Annotated in this window: 18 protein-coding genes; 3 read left to right on the top strand and 15 right to left on the bottom strand. The window is 70.3% G+C overall.

Annotated features, from left to right (window positions below):
- The first annotated feature begins 92 nt into the window (after positions 1-92).
- Entirely contained in the window at positions 93-323 is a 231-nt protein-coding gene (locus tag E5P2_RS12135) for a hypothetical protein (RefSeq protein ID WP_162567379.1), read from the top strand.
- Between the two features lie 25 nt (positions 324-348).
- Here the strand turns inward: E5P2_RS12135 and E5P2_RS12130 are convergent, their stop codons facing one another.
- The 4 genes from E5P2_RS12130 to E5P2_RS12115 all read right to left on the bottom strand — a co-directional run bounded on the left by E5P2_RS12130 (position 349) and on the right by E5P2_RS12115 (position 7,524).
- Positions 349-1,839, bottom strand: a complete 1,491-nt coding sequence (locus E5P2_RS12130; RefSeq protein ID WP_162567377.1) for an efflux transporter outer membrane subunit — start codon at positions 1,837-1,839, stop codon at positions 349-351.
- A 46-nt stretch (positions 1,840-1,885) separates the two neighbouring features.
- Complete coding sequence (locus tag E5P2_RS12125; protein ID WP_162567375.1) at positions 1,886-5,152, bottom strand: efflux RND transporter permease subunit; 3,267 nt, start codon at positions 5,150-5,152, stop codon at positions 1,886-1,888.
- Between the two features lie 25 nt (positions 5,153-5,177).
- A complete protein-coding gene (locus tag E5P2_RS12120; protein WP_162567373.1) occupies positions 5,178-6,419 on the bottom strand; it encodes an efflux RND transporter periplasmic adaptor subunit in 1,242 nt (413 codons plus the stop codon).
- A gap of 247 nt (positions 6,420-6,666) precedes the next feature.
- The gene (locus tag E5P2_RS12115) at positions 6,667-7,524 is read right to left on the bottom strand and encodes an alpha/beta hydrolase (RefSeq protein WP_162567371.1); all 858 of its coding nucleotides are present in this window, start codon (positions 7,522-7,524) and stop codon (positions 6,667-6,669) included.
- A gap of 165 nt (positions 7,525-7,689) precedes the next feature.
- On the opposite strand from E5P2_RS12115, the gene E5P2_RS12110 reads away from it, so the two are divergent.
- Positions 7,690-8,604 (top strand): LysR family transcriptional regulator, encoded by a 915-nt coding sequence (locus E5P2_RS12110; protein ID WP_162567369.1) that lies wholly within the window; start codon positions 7,690-7,692, stop codon positions 8,602-8,604.
- Positions 8,605-8,628: 24 nt separating this feature from the next.
- Here the strand turns inward: E5P2_RS12110 and E5P2_RS12105 are convergent, their stop codons facing one another.
- Complete coding sequence (locus E5P2_RS12105) at positions 8,629-8,904, bottom strand: hypothetical protein (RefSeq protein ID WP_162567367.1); 276 nt, start codon at positions 8,902-8,904, stop codon at positions 8,629-8,631.
- 32 nt (positions 8,905-8,936) lie between these two features.
- Positions 8,937-9,083, bottom strand: coding sequence for an amidohydrolase family protein (locus tag E5P2_RS37725; RefSeq protein ID WP_232080674.1), 147 nt, complete (start codon positions 9,081-9,083; stop codon positions 8,937-8,939).
- Between E5P2_RS37725 and E5P2_RS37720 the strand changes: the two genes are divergently transcribed.
- The gene (locus E5P2_RS37720) at positions 9,057-9,458 is read left to right on the top strand and encodes a LysR family substrate-binding domain-containing protein (RefSeq protein WP_232077446.1); all 402 of its coding nucleotides are present in this window, start codon (positions 9,057-9,059) and stop codon (positions 9,456-9,458) included. The genes E5P2_RS37725 and E5P2_RS37720 overlap by 27 nt on opposite strands.
- Here the strand turns inward: E5P2_RS37720 and E5P2_RS12095 are convergent.
- The 9 genes from E5P2_RS12095 to E5P2_RS12055 are packed head-to-tail and all read right to left on the bottom strand — an operon-like array spanning position 9,438 to position 18,595.
- On the bottom strand, positions 9,438-10,469 hold the full coding sequence (locus E5P2_RS12095) for an aminotransferase class I/II-fold pyridoxal phosphate-dependent enzyme (protein ID WP_174262661.1): 1,032 nt from the start codon (positions 10,467-10,469) through the stop codon (positions 9,438-9,440). The genes E5P2_RS37720 and E5P2_RS12095 overlap by 21 nt on opposite strands.
- Positions 10,466-11,494, bottom strand: a complete 1,029-nt coding sequence (cbiB, locus tag E5P2_RS12090; RefSeq protein ID WP_162567361.1) for an adenosylcobinamide-phosphate synthase CbiB — start codon at positions 11,492-11,494, stop codon at positions 10,466-10,468. Before cbiB ends, E5P2_RS12095 begins: the two co-directional genes overlap by 4 nt.
- 1 nt (position 11,495) lies before the next feature.
- The gene (gene cobO / locus E5P2_RS12085; protein WP_162567359.1) at positions 11,496-12,065 is read right to left on the bottom strand and encodes a cob(I)yrinic acid a,c-diamide adenosyltransferase; all 570 of its coding nucleotides are present in this window, start codon (positions 12,063-12,065) and stop codon (positions 11,496-11,498) included.
- Positions 12,066-12,085: 20 nt separating this feature from the next.
- Entirely contained in the window at positions 12,086-12,874 is a 789-nt protein-coding gene (locus tag E5P2_RS12080) for an ABC transporter ATP-binding protein (RefSeq protein WP_162567356.1), read from the bottom strand.
- On the bottom strand, positions 12,874-13,878 hold the full coding sequence (locus E5P2_RS12075) for a FecCD family ABC transporter permease (protein WP_162567354.1): 1,005 nt from the start codon (positions 13,876-13,878) through the stop codon (positions 12,874-12,876). The genes E5P2_RS12080 and E5P2_RS12075 overlap by 1 nt, the downstream gene beginning before the upstream one ends.
- Positions 13,875-14,753: an ABC transporter substrate-binding protein gene (locus tag E5P2_RS12070; RefSeq protein ID WP_162567352.1), complete on the bottom strand. Its 879-nt coding sequence runs from the start codon at positions 14,751-14,753 to the stop codon at positions 13,875-13,877. The genes E5P2_RS12075 and E5P2_RS12070 overlap by 4 nt, the downstream gene beginning before the upstream one ends.
- Positions 14,750-15,316 (bottom strand): bifunctional adenosylcobinamide kinase/adenosylcobinamide-phosphate guanylyltransferase, encoded by a 567-nt coding sequence (locus tag E5P2_RS12065; RefSeq protein ID WP_162567350.1) that lies wholly within the window; start codon positions 15,314-15,316, stop codon positions 14,750-14,752. Before E5P2_RS12065 ends, E5P2_RS12070 begins: the two co-directional genes overlap by 4 nt.
- Positions 15,309-16,691: a cobyrinate a,c-diamide synthase gene (locus E5P2_RS12060; RefSeq protein WP_162567348.1), complete on the bottom strand. Its 1,383-nt coding sequence runs from the start codon at positions 16,689-16,691 to the stop codon at positions 15,309-15,311. Before E5P2_RS12060 ends, E5P2_RS12065 begins: the two co-directional genes overlap by 8 nt.
- A complete protein-coding gene (locus tag E5P2_RS12055) occupies positions 16,676-18,595 on the bottom strand; it encodes a TonB-dependent receptor domain-containing protein (protein ID WP_162567346.1) in 1,920 nt (639 codons plus the stop codon). The genes E5P2_RS12060 and E5P2_RS12055 overlap by 16 nt, the downstream gene beginning before the upstream one ends.
- Positions 18,596-18,624: the final 29 nt, after the last annotated feature.

The following is an 18,624-nucleotide window of genomic DNA, read 5'->3' as shown; positions in this document are numbered from 1 at the left end:
ACGCTTCGGCAAGGCAAGCCGTTACGGGCGAATCCATCGACGCGCCTTGGCCGTACTCGCCCTGAATCAACGAGGTGAGAGAGCCACGGTCCATGCCCTTACGCGATATCGCGCTCACGGTGGAAGAGCGCGCCACGAATCAATTCTTCTGGGTCCTGATCGAAGCAGCGGACAGTGACTCGCCGGATGCCATCCACTACCGGCCGCTCCATTGCGCCTCGGCGCCTCAGTCGAGCTATTCGAGCGCACTGGTGCTCGGCGTCGCGGCGCTGCGCAGGCTGGTCGATGCGCAAGCTGCGCGCTCATCCGAGGGGGAGGACTGATCCTCGAATGGCGCGCGCCCGCCGCTCAGCGCACCGCGACCTTGGGGCTCACGCCGGCCGGCGCAGCTTCGGCCACCGCCGTCTCCCATCCACCCCCCAGCGCCCGAATCAGCCCCACGGTCGCCTGGTACTGCGCCGAACGCACCTGCACCGCCTGCCGCCGGTTGCGCAGTTCGCTGCGCCGGGCGTCGAGCAGGTCGAGCTGGCTGACATAGCCATTGCGGTAGCGCGAATCGGACAGCGCGGTCGCGCGGGTTGCCGAGGCGACTGCCTTGGCCTGCACCTCCGACTGCGCGTCCAGGATGCGCAGTGCCGACAGCTGGTCCTCGACCTCCTTGACGGCCGTCAGCACCTGCGTGCGGTAGCTCGCCAGCGCGCCGTCGAGTTGCGCCGATGCGCTCTGCACGCCGGCCTCGCGGCGGCCGCCGTCGAAGAGCGGCAGCGACAGCAGCGCGCCAATGCCCCAGGAGCGCGCCGACCACTTGAACAGATCGCCGGCAGTCGACGATGCATAGCCCGCGCCGCCCGTGAGCGAGATGTCCGGGAACCACGCGGCCTGCGCAACGCCCACGCGCGCCTGCGCCGCCAGCACCGATTTCTGCGCCGCCGAAATATCGGGCCGCCGCGCCAGCACGGTGCCGGGAATGCCGGCCGGAATCACCGGCAAGGCGGCCGACCATGCGTCGGTCCGGAGACCGAAGTTCGATGCCGCATCGCCCACCAGCACGGCGAGCGCGTGTTCGGTTTCCGCGCGCTGACGGTCGAGCGTCAGCGCATCGGATTCGGTGGCGGCCACTTCGGTCTCGACGCGCGCGACGTCGAGTTCGGCCAGGTCGCCCGCCTGGTAGCGGCGCTGCGTGAGGCGCAGCGTGTCGCGGTAGGCATCGACGGATTCGCGCACCAGCGCGCGCTCGGCATCGAGTGCGCGCAGCGACAGATAGGTCTGCGCGGTCTCGGCCTCGACCAGCAGCTTCGTGCTCTGCAGCAGGCCGGCGCGCGCATCGGCATCGAGCCGCGCCGCATCGCTGGCCTGCGACAGGCGGCCGAACAGATCGACTTCGTAGGAGATGTTGGCGCCGGCCGTGAGCAAGGTCTGGGCATTGGGACTCTGGACCCGGTCCAACCCTGCCGCCCGGTTCGCGCCTGCGCCGACGCCGATCTGCGGCGCACGGTCGGCATCGGTGCTGCGTGCCAGCGCACGTGCCTCGGCCAGGCGCGCGGCCGCGCCCTGCAGCGTGGTGTTGTTGGCGTCGGCGCGTTCGACCAGCGCATCGAGCACCGGGTCATTGAAGGCGCGCCACCATTCGCCGCGCGGCTGCGCTTCGGCTGGCTGGGCGCGTGTCCACGTGCCTTCCTTCGGCGCGACGGCTGCGCCCTGCTCCTTGAATTGCGCCGGCGCGTTGACGGGCGGCAGTTCGGCCGGCGCGGTCGCGCAGCCGGCCAGCACGAGCGCCGCCAGCAGCGGGACCAGTGCGGCGTTCCAGCGCCGGCTCAGAGTTTGAAGATCGCGTGTCATGGTGCGTTGTCCTTTTCGAGCGGCCCCGAGGCCGCGGTCCGTGTCATCAGTCATGCGCCTTGCGGGGTGATGCGGGCATCGGCCGCAGCCCGCCGCCACCGGCCGCAGCCGACGGTGCAGCGGCCGGCTGGTCGCCCGACACGAAGGCATCGATATGCGGCACCTCGCCGTGCAGCTTGAGCGGCCTGTTGCCGGTCAGCCGGCGCAGCAGCACGTAGAACACGGGCGTCAGGAACAGGCCGAAAGCCGTCACGCCGAGCATGCCGGCGAACACCGCGACGCCCATGGCCTTGCGCATCTCGGAGCCCGCACCGGTGGACAGCACCAGCGGCAGCACGCCCATCACGAAAGCCAGCGAGGTCATCAGGATCGGGCGCAGCCGCAGGCGGCTGGCCTCGATCGCGGCCTGGATCGGCGTTCGGCCGGCGAACTCCAGCTCGCGCGCGAACTCGACGATCAGGATCGCGTTCTTCGCGCTCAGCCCCACCAGCACGATCAGCCCGATCTGCGTGAACACGTTGTTGTCGCCGCCCGAGAGCCAGACGCCGGTCATCGCGGCCAGGAGGCCCATGGGCACGATCAGGATGATCGCGATCGGCAAGGTCAGGCTCTCGTACTGCGCCGCCAGCACCAGGAACACCAGCAGGATCGCGAGCGGGAACACCAGCACCGCGGAATTGCCGGCCAGGATCTCCTGGTAGGTCAGCTCGGTCCATTCGTAGCTCACGCCCTTGGGCAGGGTCTGCGCGGCAATGCGCATCACCGCGTCCTGTGCCTGGCCCGACGAATAGCCGGGTGCCGGGCCGCCGTTGATGTCGGCCGCGAGGTAGCCGTTGTAGCGCATCGCGCGTTCCGGGCCGAAGCTCGAGTTGACCTTCATCAGGGCCGACAGCGGCACCATCTCGCCGCTGGTCGAGCGCACCTTCAGGAGGCCGACGTCCTCCGCACGCGCGCGGAACGGCGCGTCGGCCTGCACGCGCACGCTGTAGGTACGGCCGAACTTGTTGAAGTCGTTGACGTAGAGGCTGCCGAGGTAGATCTGCATGGTGTCGAAGATGTCCGTCACCGGCACGCCGAGCTGGCGTGCGCGCGTGCGGTCGATGTCGGCATAGAGCTGCGGCACGTTGACCTGCCAGCTGGTGAACATGCCGGCCAGCTCGGGCGCCTGCTGGGCCTTGGCCATGAAGGCCTTGACCGCCGCGTCCATCTGCTCGTAGCCGACCGAGGCGCGGTCTTCCAGCTGCAGCTTGAAGCCGCCCGTGGTGCCGAGTCCCGCCACCGGCGGCGGCGGGAACATCACGATGAAGGCGTCCTGGATGCCCGCGAACTGCTGGTTGAGCTGGCCCGCGATCGCGCCGCCGCTCTGGTCGGCGCGCTGGCGCTCGGCAAAGGGCTTGAGCGTGGCGAACACGATGCCCGAGTTGGAGCTGTTGGTGAAGCCGTTGATCGACAGGCCCGGGAACGCGATCGCATCCTGCACGTTCGGGTTCTTCTTCATGATGTCGCCCATGCGCTGGATCACCTCGTCGGTGCGGTCCAGCGTGGCGCCGTCCGGCAGCTGCGCGAAGCCGATCAGGTACTGCTTGTCCTGCGCCGGCACGAAGCCGCTCGGCACGGCCTTGAAGAGGCCGAAGGTGACGCCGATGAGTGCCAGGTAGACCACCAGCATCAGCGTCTTGCGCGAGATCACGCCCTTGACGCCGCCGCTGTACGCCTGGGCACCGCGCCGGAACAGCCGGTTGAAGCCGCGGAACAGCCAGCCGAAGACGCGGTCCATGCCGCGCGTCAGCGCATCCTTGGGCGCGTCATGGCCGCGCAGCAGCAAGGCGGCGAGCGCCGGCGACAGCGTGAGCGAATTGATCGCCGAGATCACGGTCGAGATCGCGATGGTCACCGCGAACTGCCGGTAGAACTGGCCGGTGAGCCCGCTGATGAAGGCCAGCGGCACGAACACCGCGACCAGCACCAGCGCGATCGCGATGATCGGCCCCGACACCTCGCGCATCGCGCGGTAGGTGGCCTCGCGCGGCGTCAGCCCGGCCTCGATGTTGCGCTCCACGTTCTCCACCACCACGATGGCATCGTCGACCACGATGCCGATCGCCAGCACCAGTCCGAACAGGCTCAGCGCATTGATCGAGAAGCCCAGCACGTGCAGCACGGCGAAGGTGCCGATCACCGAGATGGGCACCGCCAGGAGCGGAATGATCGAGGCGCGCCAGGTCTGCAGGAACAGGATCACCACCAGCACCACCAGCATGATGGCTTCGAGCAGCGTGTGGATCACCGATTCGATCGAGGCGCGCACGAACTGCGTCGGGTCGTAGGCGATGCGGTATTCCACGCCCTCGGGCATGTTCTTCTGCAGCTCGTCCATGGTCTTGCGCACGTTGGCCGAGATGTCGAGCGCGTTCGAGCCCGGCGCCTGGAACACGCCCATGCCGACCGCCGGGTCGTTGTTGAGCAGCGAGCGCAGCGAATAGTCGGCCGCGCCGAGCTCCAGGCGCGCGATGTCGCGCAGCCGCGTGACGGCACCGTCGCTGCCGGTCTTGACGATGATGTCGCCGAACTCGTCCTCGTTCTGGAGCCGGCCCTGGGCGTTGATCGACAGCTGCATGTCCGCGCCCTGCGCGCCCGGCGACTGGCCGACCACGCCGGCCGCGGCCTGCACGTTCTGGCCACGGATCGCGGCCACCACGTCGTCGGCCGACAGGCCGCGCTGCGCGACCTTCTGCGGGTCGAGCCAGACGCGCATCGAGTACTCGCCGCCGCCGAAGATCTGCACCTGGCCGACGCCCTGGATGCGCGACAGCGGGTCCTTGACGTTGAGCACCGCGTAGTTGCGCAGGTAGTTCATGTCGTAGCGGTTGTTCGGCGACACGAGGTGCACCACCATCGTCAGGTCGGGCGCGCTCTTGACGGTCGTGATGCCCAGGCGACGCACTTCCTCGGGCAGCCGCGGCTCGGCCTGCGAGACGCGGTTCTGCACCAGCTGCTGCGCCTTGTCGGGATCGGTGCCGAGCTGGAAGGTCACGGTCAGCGTCATCACGCCGTCGGTGGTCGCCTGGCTGCCCATGTAGAGCATGCCTTCGACGCCGTTGATCTGCTCCTCGATCGGCGTCGCCACCGTCTCGGCGATCACCTTCGGGTTCGCGCCGGGATACTGCGCGCGCACCACCACCGAAGGCGGCGACACCTCGGGGTATTCGGAGATCGGCAGGCTGCGCAGCGCGATCAGGCCGGCGATCAGCATCAGCAGCGAGAGCACGCCGGCGAAGATCGGCCGGTCGATGAAGAACTTGGACAGATTCATTTTGGGATTCCTCCGGGAGCCCGGATCAGGATTTCGCGGCGACCACGGCCTGCGCCTGCGGCGGCTCGGCGCGGGCGTCCATGGTCACGTTCTGCGGCGCGACCAGCGCGCCGGGACGGATGTGCTGCAGGCCGTTGACGACGATGCGCTCGCCGGCCTTCAGGCCCTTGCTCACCACGCGCAGACCGTTCACCGGCGCGCCGAGCGTGACCTCGCGGTACTCGGCCTTGTTGTCGTCACCGACGACCATCACGTACTTCTTGTTCTGGTCGGTGCCGATCGCGCGTTCGCTGACCAGCAGCGCGCTGTCGCTGCGCGCCTGCCCCATGCGGATGCGCGCGAACTGGCCGGGGATCAGCGCGCCGTCCTTGTTGTCGAAGGCGGCGCGCACGCGCACCGTGCCGCTTCGGGCGTCGACCTGGTTGTCGATCAGTTGCAGGCGGCCTTCGTAGGGCGTGCCGTCGAGGCCGGCGGTGCCCATCTGGACCGGGATGCCGCCGATGCTGCTGCGCGCGCTGGCACCGCCGGGCAGGTCTTTCAGCGCCCGCACGACCACTTGCTCGTCGACATCGAAGCTCGCATAGATCGGGCTTACCGACACCAGCGTCGTGAGCACCGGCGCGCCGGGGCCGGCGGCGACGAGGTTGCCCACGGTCACTTCGAGCTTGCCGATGCGGCCGGACACCGGCGCACGCACCTGCGTGTAGCCGAGGTTCAGGCGCGCGCTCTGCAGCGAGGCCTGCGCAGCATGCAGGTTGGCTTCGGCTTCGCGCCCGGCATTGACGCGCTCGTCGAGTTCACGCTGCGCGATGGCCTGCTCGTCCCACAGCCGGCGCGCGCGTTCCTGCTCGCTGCGGCTGAAGGACAGGCGCGCCTGCGCCGAGGCGACCTGCGCCTCGGCCCGCTCGACCTCGGCCGCATAGGGCGCGGGGTCGATGGTGATCAGCAGCTCGCCCTGCTTGACCAGCGAGCCTTCGCGAAAGTGCACCGCCTGCACCGCACCGGCCACACGCGAGCGCACGTCGACCCGTTCGACCGCTTCGAGCCGGCCCGAGAACTCGTCCCAGGTATTGACGTCGGAGGCGGTGACGGTGGCCACCGACACCGGCGTCGCGCGCGGCGCCGCGACCGCCTTGGCGTCGTTCGCCTCGGCATTGAAGCTGTGCAGGCCGAGCACCGCGCAGGCGATCGCGATCGCCGCGGTCAGGCCGGTCACGGTGGGCCAGACGCCGCGGCGGGCCAGGGAGGAGAGCTGTTGCTTCGTCATGATGAAACGTCCTTTTGGGTGACTCTGGGGATGCAAAGGGCCGCCCTGCGCGGATGGCGCGGGGAAGCCTGAAAACGGATCGATCGGTGGGCGCGGCGTCCCGGCATCGGGAAGGCCGCCGTCGCTCGGGAAAAGCACTCTCCCCAAACGGTGGTTGTGCCACCGCATCGACAGAGAAACCATGACCTCGCCCGTCAGGGGCGGTTCGTGCGACAGGGGCCTTCAGGGCCCTGGCGCCGCGGCCCGCCTAGTGCGGTGGCGGTGCCGCGCTGAAGAACTCGCGGAAGTGCTGCTGCACCGTCGCCTCGCAGGCCGCGCAGCCCGAGCTTCCAGGCTCGTACAGCGCATCGGGCCAGTTGTCGGCACCCGGCAGCACATGCCGGGTCACCGGAATGCCGGCCTCGCTCAGCCGGCGCGCGAAGTTCATGCCTTCGTCGCGCATCGCGTCGTCCTGCCCGACCAGCACCAGCGTCGGCGCCAGCTGGGCCAGCCGCAGCGAGGCGCCGGGCACCGCATAGGGATGCGTGGTGTTCATCGGGCAGGCCAGGTACTCCTGCCAGCCCGAAGCCCATCGGCAATTCGGCGTATCGCCGCTCGCCTTGCGCAGCGAGGCCGTGCCCGCGCAGGGGTCCAGCATCGGCGACAGCAGGATCTGGCCGGCCAGCGGCGGATGTGCCCGGTCGCGCGCCATCAGCGCCACCGCGGCGGCCAGGTTGCCGCCGGCTTCCTCGCCGGCCAGGAACATGCGGGCGCCCTTGCCGGCCATCTTCACACGCTGCTTGTAGAGCCATTCGAGCGCCGCATAGCCGACCTCGATCGGCTCGGGGAACGGCGCCTTGGGCGCCAGGGGATAGTCGAGCGACACCACCACCGCGCCGGCCCCCGCCAGCAGGCGTGCCACGTTGCGGCCGTTGTCCAGATCGCCGCAGACGAAGGTGCCGCCGTGGAAATGCAGCACCAGCGGCACCGTCGCACCCCGCGCCCGCTGGCCGTACAGGCGCGCCGCGACCGGCTCGCGGTCGGGCAGCTCGATGCGGATGTCGGTTTCGGCGCCCGGTGCCGCCACGGGGGCGGCGGCAGGGTGCGGAGTCGGACGGGATGACATGGACAACCTCAGTGGGTGAACGATGGCTTGAATATAAGCCGCGCATTGACCACCGCAACGGGCCATCGAACCCCACTCTGTTTCCAATCAATCAACAATCGCTTCGGGGCAACATGTGAGAATCCCGCTCCGCCGGCGCTCGCCGGCCCCATGGAGAAATATCGAATGGACCAGATCCAGGGCATGCGGATCTTTGTCCGCGTCGTCGAGGCGGGCACTTTCACGCGCGCCGCCGACTCGCTCGGGCTGCCCAAGGGCACCGTGACCAAGCAGATCCAGGCGCTGGAGTCGCGCCTGCGCGTGAAGCTGCTCAACCGCACCACCCGGCGCGTGACGGTCACGCCGGACGGCGCGGCGTATTTCGAGCGCACCGCGCGCCTGCTGAACGACTTCGACGAGATCGAGGCCAGCATGACCAATGCGCAGGCCAACCCGACCGGGCGCCTGCGGCTGGATGTCGGCTCGGCGATGGCGCGGCTGGTGATCCTGCCGGCGCTGTCGACCTTCTGCGACCGCTACCCCGACATCCAGGTCGACCTTGGCGTCAGCGACCGCACGGTGGACCTGATCACGGACAACGTCGACTGCGTGATCCGCGGCGGCGATCTGACCGATCAATCGCTGGTCGCGCGCCGCATCGGCACCCTGCCCTGGATGACGGTGGCCTCGCCGGCCTACCTCAAGCGCTACGGCACGCCGCAGCATCCGGCCGACATCGAGAAGCGGCACTTGGTGGTGAGCTTCTTCTCGGGCAGCACGCGGCGCATCTTTCCCCACGAGTTCGTCAAGGGCGACGAGCACATCGAGCTCGCGGGACCGTACCGGGTGTCGGTCAACGACAGCAATGCGCATATGACGGCGGTGCTCGGCGGCTTCGGCATCTCGCAGGTCATCACCTACATGGCCGAGCCCTACATCGCCAGCGGCGAGCTGGTCGAGATCCTGCACGACTGGATCCGGCCGCCCCTGCCGGTGCACGTGGTCTATCCGCCCAACCGCCACCTGAGCGCCAAGGTGCGGGCCTTCGTGGATTGGGCGGCAGAGTTGTTCGCCAAGCATCCGAGGCTGCAGCGCAGCTGAGCACCGGCCGGACCTGTCGGGCGCTCAGGCGTCCGCTGCACGGGGCTTCACACGGTCCGCCAGTGCGATGGCCGCCGCGTCCTCGCCGCCGGGCACCGCGATGCGCGCATGCTCGACGAAGCGGCCGTCCTGCCAGCGATAGATCAGGGCATCGACATCGCTGTCGCCCAGCGTCATCCGCGCCGGCTGGCCCGCGACATCGCGGGCCAGCTGCGGCACCACCAGATAGCGCGTCGCGCCATGGACGAAGGTCTCCACCGCGCGCGCGCCGGCGGTGTCGAGTTCCTGAATGCAATGCATGGAGGCGTCCGAGAGAAGTGGATGCGGCCAGCCTAGAAGCCGAACAGCCGCGCCGGGTTGTCGCGCAGGATTTTTTCTCGCGCCGCGGCATCGGGCACCCAATCGGCCAGGAGCTCAAGCAGTTCGCCGGTGTCGCGCCCGCCTTCGGGAATATGCGGCCAGTCGCTGCCCCAGATCACGCGACCGGGCACGGCTTCGACGATGGCCTGCGCGACCAGCCGCTCATCATGTATCCGCGCAACGCGGGCATCGGCCTCTACTGGAAAGTGCAGGAGCTGTGCGCCAAGGCCGGCTTTCGGCCGCGGATGGTGCAGGAGGCGCGCGATGCGTCCACCATCATCGGTCTCGTGGCCGCGGGGGGCGGCATCGCACTGGTGCCCAGCGACACCCAATGCATCCAGCTGGCGGGCGTGGTCTATCGGCGCCTGCTCGACAAGGAGGCGGTGTCCACGCTGCACCTGGCCTATCGCACGGCGCACGAGAGCGCCTACCTGCGCCTGTTCCTGGAACGGCTCCGGGCGGCGCCGCCGGCTTCACGGCGTGCCGGGCGCTGAGCCGCGACGCTCGGCCGTCCATGCGTGCCGCAGCGCTCGCTGGCTCGCGGGCGGCAACACACCGAGGCGCACATGGTCCGGCAGGCCGAAGGATGCGGTGTCGCGCAACTGGACGCCGGCATCGCGCAGCGCCGCGGCCCGCGCGGCATGGGACGTGTCCGGGCGCGCGCAGAAGAAATTGGCGACGCTGGGCAGGCAGGTCCAGCCGAGCGCCGTGCACATCGCCTGCTGCTCGGCTTTCCAGTGACGAAGCTGCGCCAGACTGTGCCGCAACCAGGCCTGAGTGTCCTCTTCGGTCCAGGCCGCGAGCAGCGCCACGCCATGCGCACCGAGGGGCCAGGAAGGCGCCAGCCGATCGAGGCGCGCACGCATTCCCTCTTCGCCGGCCGGCGCGATCGCGTAGGCCGCGCGCACGCCCGTCAGGCCCAGCGCCTTGTTCGGCGTCCAGAGCTGCCAGACGCGCGCCTTCTGCGCCGCGCCGAGCCCCAGGCGTCCTTCCAGGCGCAAGGGTTCGTAGGCCAGATCGAGGACGCAGACGGCCTGCGCAGGCAGTGCGTCGATCACGCCCTGCAGGCCGTCCTGGGCCTGGCCGAGCGGACTCGACGGATCGCAGCACCAGACCAGGTCCGCATCGGCCGACGGTGACGGCGCGCACTGCGCCGACAGGCCCCAGGCCCGGGCGGCGCGCAGGCAGTCGCCATAGCTGTAGGACGGCAGCCACGCTCGGCGTCCGCCCTGCTGCGCGACGGCCGCGCTGATGCGTGCGATGAATTCGCTCGCGCTGGCCGCGATCAGGATGCGTTCGTCCTCGACACCGTGGAACGCGGCGAGCCGGGCGCGCAGCGCGGTGTAGTGCGGGTCCGGGTAGCGGGCGGCGTCGGCGGCTTGCAGCGCATCCAGCGCATCGGGGCACGGCCCGCAGGCATTGCCGTTGGTGGAGAAATCGTGCGGCGCCGCGCCTCGGGCGTCGGGGCCGCCGTGGACAAGGCCGGCCTCATCGAATTCGCTCATGGCCATCCGATCGCCGACAGGCCCGCGATGGCAATCACGGCGCAGACGGCGCATGCGATCACTGTGCGCGAGGCCAGGTCCACGGCGCGCGAGATGTCGGCCGATGTCGCTGCCCGTCCGGCCGCATGGAGCGTGTAGACGCCGGGCTTGGCGAGGCGCACATCGAGCAGCAGTGCCATTGCGGCCATGGGCCAGCCGCTGTTGGGGGACGGGGTTTGATCGGCTTCGCGGCGGATCGCACCCAACCCGGCCCTCCCCCGGAGGGCGAGGGAGCAAAGCAAGAGCACCAACGCGGTGAGACGCGCGGGCAGCCACGAGAGCAGGTCGTCCGCGCGCGCGGCCCACTTGCCGGCCCATTCCCAGACACGGCCAGCGCGCTCGCCGCGATAGCCCCACATCGCATCGGCCGTGTTGGCGAAGCGGTAGATCGCGGCGCCGGGCAGCCCGCCGAGCACGAACCAGAACAGCGGCGCGACCAGCGAATCGTTGAGGTTCTCGGCCAGCGATTCGATCGCGCTTTCGCGCACTTCGCACTCGCTCAGGCTCTTCGCATCGCGGCTCACCAGCCGCGCAAGCTGCGCGCGACCCTCTTCGAGCGAGCGGCCGAGGGCGGCCTCGACCGCGAGCACTTCGTCGCGCAGCATGCGCCAGGCGAGCAAGGGCTTCAGCGCAAGGCCGATGAGCACGGCAGCGGCCCAGGGTGGGAGGCGTTCGGCGATGGCAGCGACGATCCACGCGGCGCAGAAGACCATCGCGGCACCGCCCCACCAGGCAGCCGCGCCGGCGACGAGGCGTGGAAGATCGCGCGCGCGTGACGCCATCTCTGCACGCGGCGCGATGCGTCGCCCGATCCATCCGAGGTAGCGGCCGATCCAGACGACGGGATGCCAACGAGCGGGAGGTTCGCCGAGCCAGTGGTCGATGGCCATGGCGAGCAACAAGGCCGCGACACCGATCAGCACTGTCGTGCCCCCACCCCAGCCCTCCCCCAAAGGGGGAGGGAGCCAGACCGCCGGCGCGAACATCTCAGTCTTCAATTCCGCGCTGGGCGGGGATGCCAGCCTTGAACGCGTGCTTGACCATCTGCATCTCGGTCACCGTATCCGCCAGTTCGATGATCTCGGGCGGGCAGCGTCGGCCGGTCAGCACGACGTGCACTTCCTTCGGCCGTGCGCGCAGCGTGTCGAGCACGCCTTGCAGCGGCAGCCAGCCGTAGATCAGCGGGTAGGTGACCTCGTCGAGCACCACCATGAAATGCTCACCCGAGAGGATCGCCGCCCTCGCCTTCTCCCAGCCATCGCGCGCGAGCTGCGCCGAGCGTTCCAGGTCCTGGCTCTTCCAGCTGAAGCCGTCGCCCAGGCCTTCGATGGGGACGCCGATCTGCTCGAACATGCGGTGCTCGCCGAAACGCGCGCTCGGCACCTTCATGAACTGGTAGATCTTCACCGCCTTGCCGCGGCCGTGCGCGCGCAGCGCGAGGCCGAAAGCGGCGGTGCTCTTGCCCTTGCCGTCGCCGGTGTTGACGATCACGATGCCGCGGCGCTCGCCTTCGGGCTTCTCGTAGGGTTTTTCGCTGGGCGGAGTTTCGATCTGCATGGGTGTCCTTCTTTCTTTCGTCAATGCGGTATCGCCATCCAATGGCCGGCCACGCGGTGAACCGTCACGCGCCCGCCGAAGACCGCTTCGAGCGCTTCGTGCGTCGCGGGGTCGTCGCAGGCGCCGTGGTGCAGCACGCGCCCCTCGGCCATCACCACCATCGCATCGGCGGCGAGCGCGGCGTTGAGTTCGTGCAGCACGCTGACGACCGTGCGTCCTTCGGCGGTCAGTGCGCGCGCGGTCTGCATCCAGTCGGCCTGATGCGGCGGATCGAGGTTGGCCAGCGGCTCGTCCATCAGCAGCAGCCCGGCTTCGACCGCCAGCGCGCGCGCCAGCAGCACGCGCTGCCGCTCGCCGCCCGACAGCTGGCCGAGCGGCCGGCCGCGCCATTCCCAGGCCTGCGTGCTGCGCAGCGCGCGTTCGACGGCGGCGCGATCGAGCGCGCTCGGTGCCGCGAGCCAGCGCTGGTGCGGCAGGCGGCCGAGCATCGCGACGTCGTAGACCATCAGGTCGTCGGCGCTGCCCTCGCCCGCGCCGCCCTGCCCGAGCCAGGACAGCCGCTGCGCGCGCGCGCGTCCGGACAGCGCAGCCAGCGGCTCGCCGAACAGATGCACGCCGCCCGTGTGCGCGAGCAGGCCCGCGAGCACCTTCAGCAGTGTCGACTTGCCGGCGCCGTTCGGCCCGACGATGCTGGTCCAGCGGCCGGACGCCAGCGACAGATCGATGCCGTGCAGCACCTCGGTGACGCCCAGCGTGGCGCGGACCTGCCGGGCCTCGAGCGCGATCTGCTGCGCGACGGGCGTGGCCATCAGAAGCCTCCGCGCGCGCTGCGCCGGTGCATCAGCCACAGCAGGTAGCTGCCGCCCAGCACCGCGGTCAGCACGCCGACCGGCAGTTCCTGCGGCGCGATCAGCCAGCGCGCCAGCAGATCGGCCGCCATCAGCAGCAGGCCGCCCATCGCGGCCGACAGCACCACCAGCCGCGCATGCGTGGTCTTGACGGCCGAGCGCACCAGGTGCGGCGCTGCAAGCCCGACGAAGGCGATGAGCCCGGTCTGCGCCACGGCCGTGCCCGTGGCCAGCGCCAGCACCGCGACCAGCGCCGCGCGCATCGCGCCCAGCGGCAGGCCCAGGCTGCTGGCAGTCGCCTCGCCGAGCGCCAGCCCGTCGAGCACCGGCGCCAGCGCCCAGCCGCACAGCAGGCAGAGCGCGCCCAGCCCGCCCATCACCGCACACGCGCCCCATCCCACCAGGCCGGTGCTGCCCAGCATGAAGCCCTGGATGGCCTGCAGGATGTCGGCCGATGCGATGGTGACCAGGTCCTTGACCGCACCGAGCACCACGCCGACGATCACGCCCGCGAGCAACAGCCGCAGCGTCTGCTGCACGCCGCGCGCCAGCAGCAGCGTGAGCAGCACGGCCAGCACCGCGCCGAAGAAGGCCGCGCCGGTCAGGCCCAGGCGCACCACCCATTGCGTGCTGGTCGGCGACACGCCGAACATCCACAAGGCCAGCGCCACGCCGAGCGAGGCGCCCGATGCGCTGCCGAGCAGATAGGGATCGGCCAGCGGATTGCGAAACAGCCCCTGCGCCACCGCGCCCGCCAGCCCGAGCAATGCGCCGGCCAGCCAGGCGCCCAGCGTGCGCGGCAAGCGGATGTCCCACACGATCTGCATCGCCACCGGATCGTCGCGCACCGCCAGCACGCGCTCGAAGCCGGTGCTGCCGATGCCGGCGCCGAGCACGAGCAGCGCGGCGCTCAGCAGCAGCAGCGCCAGGCCGAGCGCGAGCGCGCGGCGGTGCTGGCTCTTCATCCGCGCTCTCCGCGCGTCTTGTCGAGCAGGCATTGCGCCATCAGCCGCGCGGCCTCGCCCATGCGCGGGCCGGGCCGCACCAGCACGTCGGATTCGGCGGCGGTGAAGCGGCAGATGCGGCCTTCGCGCACGGCGCGGATCGCACCCCAGCCCGGCCGCTGTTCCAGACCTTGCGCACTGCGCGCGCCGACCATGATCAGGTCGGGATTGGCGCGCACCACGTACTCGGGATTGAGCTTGGGGAAAGGCCCGAGCGAAGCCGGCACGATGTTCCTCGCGCCGAGCCGCGCGAGCGTCTCGCCGATGAACGAAACTTCGCCGGCCGCATAGGGCGCGCTGTTGACTTCGAAGTACACGCGCGTGCGCTTCATCACTTCCGCGGGCAGCGATTGCGCCGCGGCCGAGACGCTGGCATCGATGGTGCGCCACACCTGCTGCGCATCGTCGACGCCGAGCGCACGGCCCAGCGCATCGAGCACGCGCCGCACGTCGGCATGGTTCTTCGGTTCGAGCACCAGCACCTTGAGGCCGAGGGCCTCGAGCCGCTGCGTCACGCGCGAGGACTTGGCCAGCAGCACCAGATCGGGTTGGAGCGCGACGATCGCCTCGACATTCGGATCGAGCCCGCCGCCGACCTGCGGCAGCGCACGCACCGGATCGGGCCAGTTGGAGTAACGGTCGACGCCGACCAGCCGGGCGCAGGCGCCGAGCGTGCAGACCGATTCGGTCAGCGAAGGCAGCAGCGACACGATGCGCTGCGGCGGCCGCGGCAGATCGACGCTGACGCCGCGCTCGTCGGTCACGGCCACCGCTTGTGCCGCGAAGGCCAGCGCGCACAGCAGCACGGCGGATGCCAGGCGCAGAAGACGGTTCATCGGGGTTCCTTCAAGGCGAGCGGCAAGCCGGCCGCCATCAGCGTGACGCGGTCGCAGGCGGCAGCGACCTCCTGGTTGAGACGGCCCAGCGCATCGACGAAGGCACGCACCTCGCGGCCGAGCGGGATCACGCCGAGGCCGATCTCGTTGCCGACCAGCACGATGGGACCGCGCGCATCGGCCAGCGCCTTCAACAGCAAGGCTTGGGCGGTCACGATCTGCGGCGGCGCGGGGCTCAGCGCGGCATCGAGCGGCATCAGCAGGTTGGTGAGCCACAGGGTGAGGCAGTCGACCCCCACCAGCGTTTCGGGCGCGCTGTGTGCATCGATCGCCTGCGCCAGCGCGACAGGTTCCTCGACCGTGACGAGCCCGGGCACGCGCTGGGCGCGATCGGCCCGATGGCGCGCGATGCGCTCGCGCATCTCGTCGTCGTGCGGCATGGCGGTCGCGATCAGCACCGCATGGCGGCCCGGCGACGCGGCGAGCCAGTCGGCCGCGCGCTGTTCGGCGCGCCGCGACTTGCCGCTCTTCTGGCCGCCCAGGATGAATTCGCGCTCAGCCATGATCGAACCCGATCGGCGCCGGCAGGAAGAGCCGCGCGGTGGCCGCGAAACTGGAAGCGAACCACGCGTGGAAATAACTCGCGCGCACCGGCCCCTGCACATAGAGCGCTTCGCCTGCGCTCGCCGTGCGGCCGCCACCGGGCCGCACCGTATGGGCCGAGGGCGCCAGCGGTGTCTCGCAACTCGAGTAATGGAAGGTATGCCCGCGCAAAGTTGCGTCTCCGAGTGTCAGTTGCTGCGGCCCGAGACCCGCGAGCCGCTTGTGCATCCGCACATGGCCCGGCAACAGGCCCCACATGCGATGCGCCTGTCCGTCGGCCGTGGTCAGCGTGTCGAACAACGCCATCATGCCGCCGCATTCGGCCCAGACCGGCTTGCCCTGCGCGACATGGCGCGCCAGCGACTCGCGCAAGGCAACGTGGACGGCGAGCGCACCCGCATGCAGCTCAGGATAGCCGCCCGGCAGCCAGACCGCATCGCAGGGCGGCAGCACCTCGCCGGCCAGCGGCGAAAAGAACGAGAGCTGCGCACCGAGCGCGCTCAGCACATCGAGATTGGCCGGATAGATGAATGAGAAGGCCGCGTCGCGCGCGATCGCGAGGGTGCGGCCGGCCAGCAGCGGCGCGCTCGGCGCGGGCTGCGCCGGCGCGACCGCATCGAAGCGAACGCGCGGCAGCCCTTCGACCGGCAGCCGGCCCAGCGGCGTCGCGGCCAGCGCATCGGCGGCGGCATCGAGCCGGGCCATCGCATCGCCGAGCTCGCCGGTCGCGACCAGGCCGAGATGGCGTTCGGGCAGCGCGAAGTCCGTGCCGCGCGGCAAGGCGCCGAGCCACTGGTCCGGCTCGCGCAGCGCATCCTTCAGCATGCCGGCATGGCGTTCGCCGGCCACGCGGTTGGCCAGCACGCCGGCCCATGGCAGGCCGGGCCGGAAGTTCTGCAGCCCGTAGGCCAGCGCGCCGAAGGTGCCGGCCATGGCCTGCGCATCGATCACGGCCATCACCGGCAGACCGAAGCGCTCGGCCAGATCGGCCGCGCTGGGCGACCCGTCGAACAGGCCCATCACGCCTTCGACGATCACCAGCTCGGCCGCGCTCGCCGCCGCATGCAGGCGCGCGCGGCAATCGGCCTCGCCGGTCATCCAGAGGTCGAGCGAATGCACGGGCGCGCCGCTCGCCAGCGCGAGCCAGTGCGGATCGAGAAAATCGGGCCCGCACTTGAAGGCCCGCACGCGGCGGCCCTGGCGCGCATGCAGCCGCGCGAGCGCCGCGGCCACCGTGGTCTTGCCCTGCCCGGAGGCCGGCGCGGCCACGAGCAGCGCGGCGCAGGCGGCAGGGGCCGCCGGGTCGCCGGCGTGCGCGTTCAGTGCGGCGTCCACTTGAGGCCGACGTAGGCCGAACGTCCCGCCATGGCGTAGGTGTTGGCCAGCATGTAGTCCTTGTTGCCGACGTTGTCGATGCGCGCCACCAGGCTCAGGTCGGGCGTGAGCTGCGTGCTCGCCACCAGGTTCAGCAGCGTGTAGCCGCCGAGCGTGATGGTGTTGGCCGAATCGTCGAAGCGCTTGCTCGAGGCCTGCACCTCGGCGCCCAGCAGCCAGCCGCCGACGCGCCAGTCGGCGCCGAAGCTCGCATGACGGCGCGCGCGGCGGGCCAGCAGGTGGTCGTTGCTGCGGTCGTGCGGATCCTGGAAATCGAGCGAGCCGCGCAGCGTGACGTCGCCGATGCGATGGTCGGCCGTGAGCGTGATGCCTTCGTACTCGGCGCGCCCGGTGTTGGCATAGCAGCCGAAGCCCGAACCGCAGGCCGTGGCGCCGCCGTCGAAGTTGATCAGGTTGGTCACGCGGTTGCGGTAGATCACGAAGCCCGCGTGCGTCGCGCCCTGCGTGTACTGCAGGCCGGCCTCGACGTTGCGGCTCTCTTCGGGCTTGAGACTCGCCGAGCCGTACTGGCTGAAGCGCTGGAACAGCGTCGGCACGCGGAAGGCGCTGCCGGCCGACACGGTGGCGCGCCATTGCGGCGTGATCGCGAAGCCGTAGGCCGCGCTGCCGGTGGTCTTGCCGCCGAACTCGCTGTCCTCGTCGTGGCGCACATGCAGCTGCAGCGAATGCGGACCCTGCACGTAGCTGTAGCCGAGCGAGAGTGCGTTCTGAGCCCGGTCGCGCGACAGCTCGGGGCTGCTGGCCGAGGTGGCGGCGTTGTCGAGCGCGTCCTCGCGGCGTTCCAGCGCCGCGGTGAACAGGTGCGGGCCGAAGCGGAATTCGTTCTGGAACAGGTAGCTGCGCAGATGCGTCTCGGTCTGGTAGAACGAAGGCTCGGTCTTGTAGAGGCTGTCGGAATCGGTCACCTGCACGCGCGTGCTGTAGACGTCGCTCCACTTCGCGAGCCAGGCCACGCTGGCGGTGCGCAGCCGGTTGTAGCCGATGTCGTCCGGGAAGAACAGGATCGGCTTCTTGACGCCGGAATTGTCGTAGCGCGCGGCCATGTCGTTGTAGAGCAGCGAGGTCTCGATGCGCTGCGAGGGATTGATCTGGAAGCCGAGCCTCAGGTTGCCCGAGGTGCTGTTGTAGCCGTCCTTGTCGGGGTCGGTGATGCCGACCTTCGAGATGTCCCGCTTGCTGACCGGCTGCACGTTGAAGCCGGTGTTCTCGTCGTGCGCGACGCCGAGCGAGTAGTCGAAGGCGCCGCTCGCGCCGCTGACACCGGCCTCGAGGTGGCGCAGGCCGTAGCTGCCGAAGCCGACACCCGCGTAAGGCGCCACGCCGGCCTCGCCCTTCTTCGTGAAGAGCTGGATCACGCCGCCGATCGCATCCGAGCCGTAGACCGCGGCGGCCGGGCCGCGCAGCACCTCGATGCGGTCGATCTGCGCGAGCGGAATGCTTTCCCAGGTGGCGCCGCCGGTGGATTGCGAGTCGACCCGCGCGCCATCGATGTAGACCGCGGTGAAGCGCGTCTCGGCGCCGCGCAGGAACACGCTGCTGGTGTTGCCGGGGCCGCCGTTGCGCGTGATCTCGACACCGGGCAGGCGCGCCAGCACGTCGGCCACGCCGACCGCGCCGCTGCGCTCGATGGTCTCGCGGTCGACGATCGAGACGTCGCTGACGAGGTCGGACACGGGCTGCGCGACGCGGTTCGCGGTGACGACGGTTTCGCCGAGCGATGGCACCGCCTGCGAAAAGGCGTTGCCGCCGAAGGTCGAGACGAGCGCGAGCGGAAGGCAGGCGAGCCGAAGGCGCGCAGGCGCGGATGCGCGCGAGAGGCGCGAGGAGGAAACACAGGTTTTCATGGGAACGACAAAAGATCAAAGCCCGCCAC

It is taken from the genome of Variovorax sp. SRS16 (assembly GCF_901827165.1).
Lineage (GTDB): Bacteria > Pseudomonadota > Gammaproteobacteria > Burkholderiales > Burkholderiaceae_C > Variovorax.
Note: the sequence above shows the minus strand (reverse complement) of the source record. Positions and strands in the feature narration are given on the sequence as shown.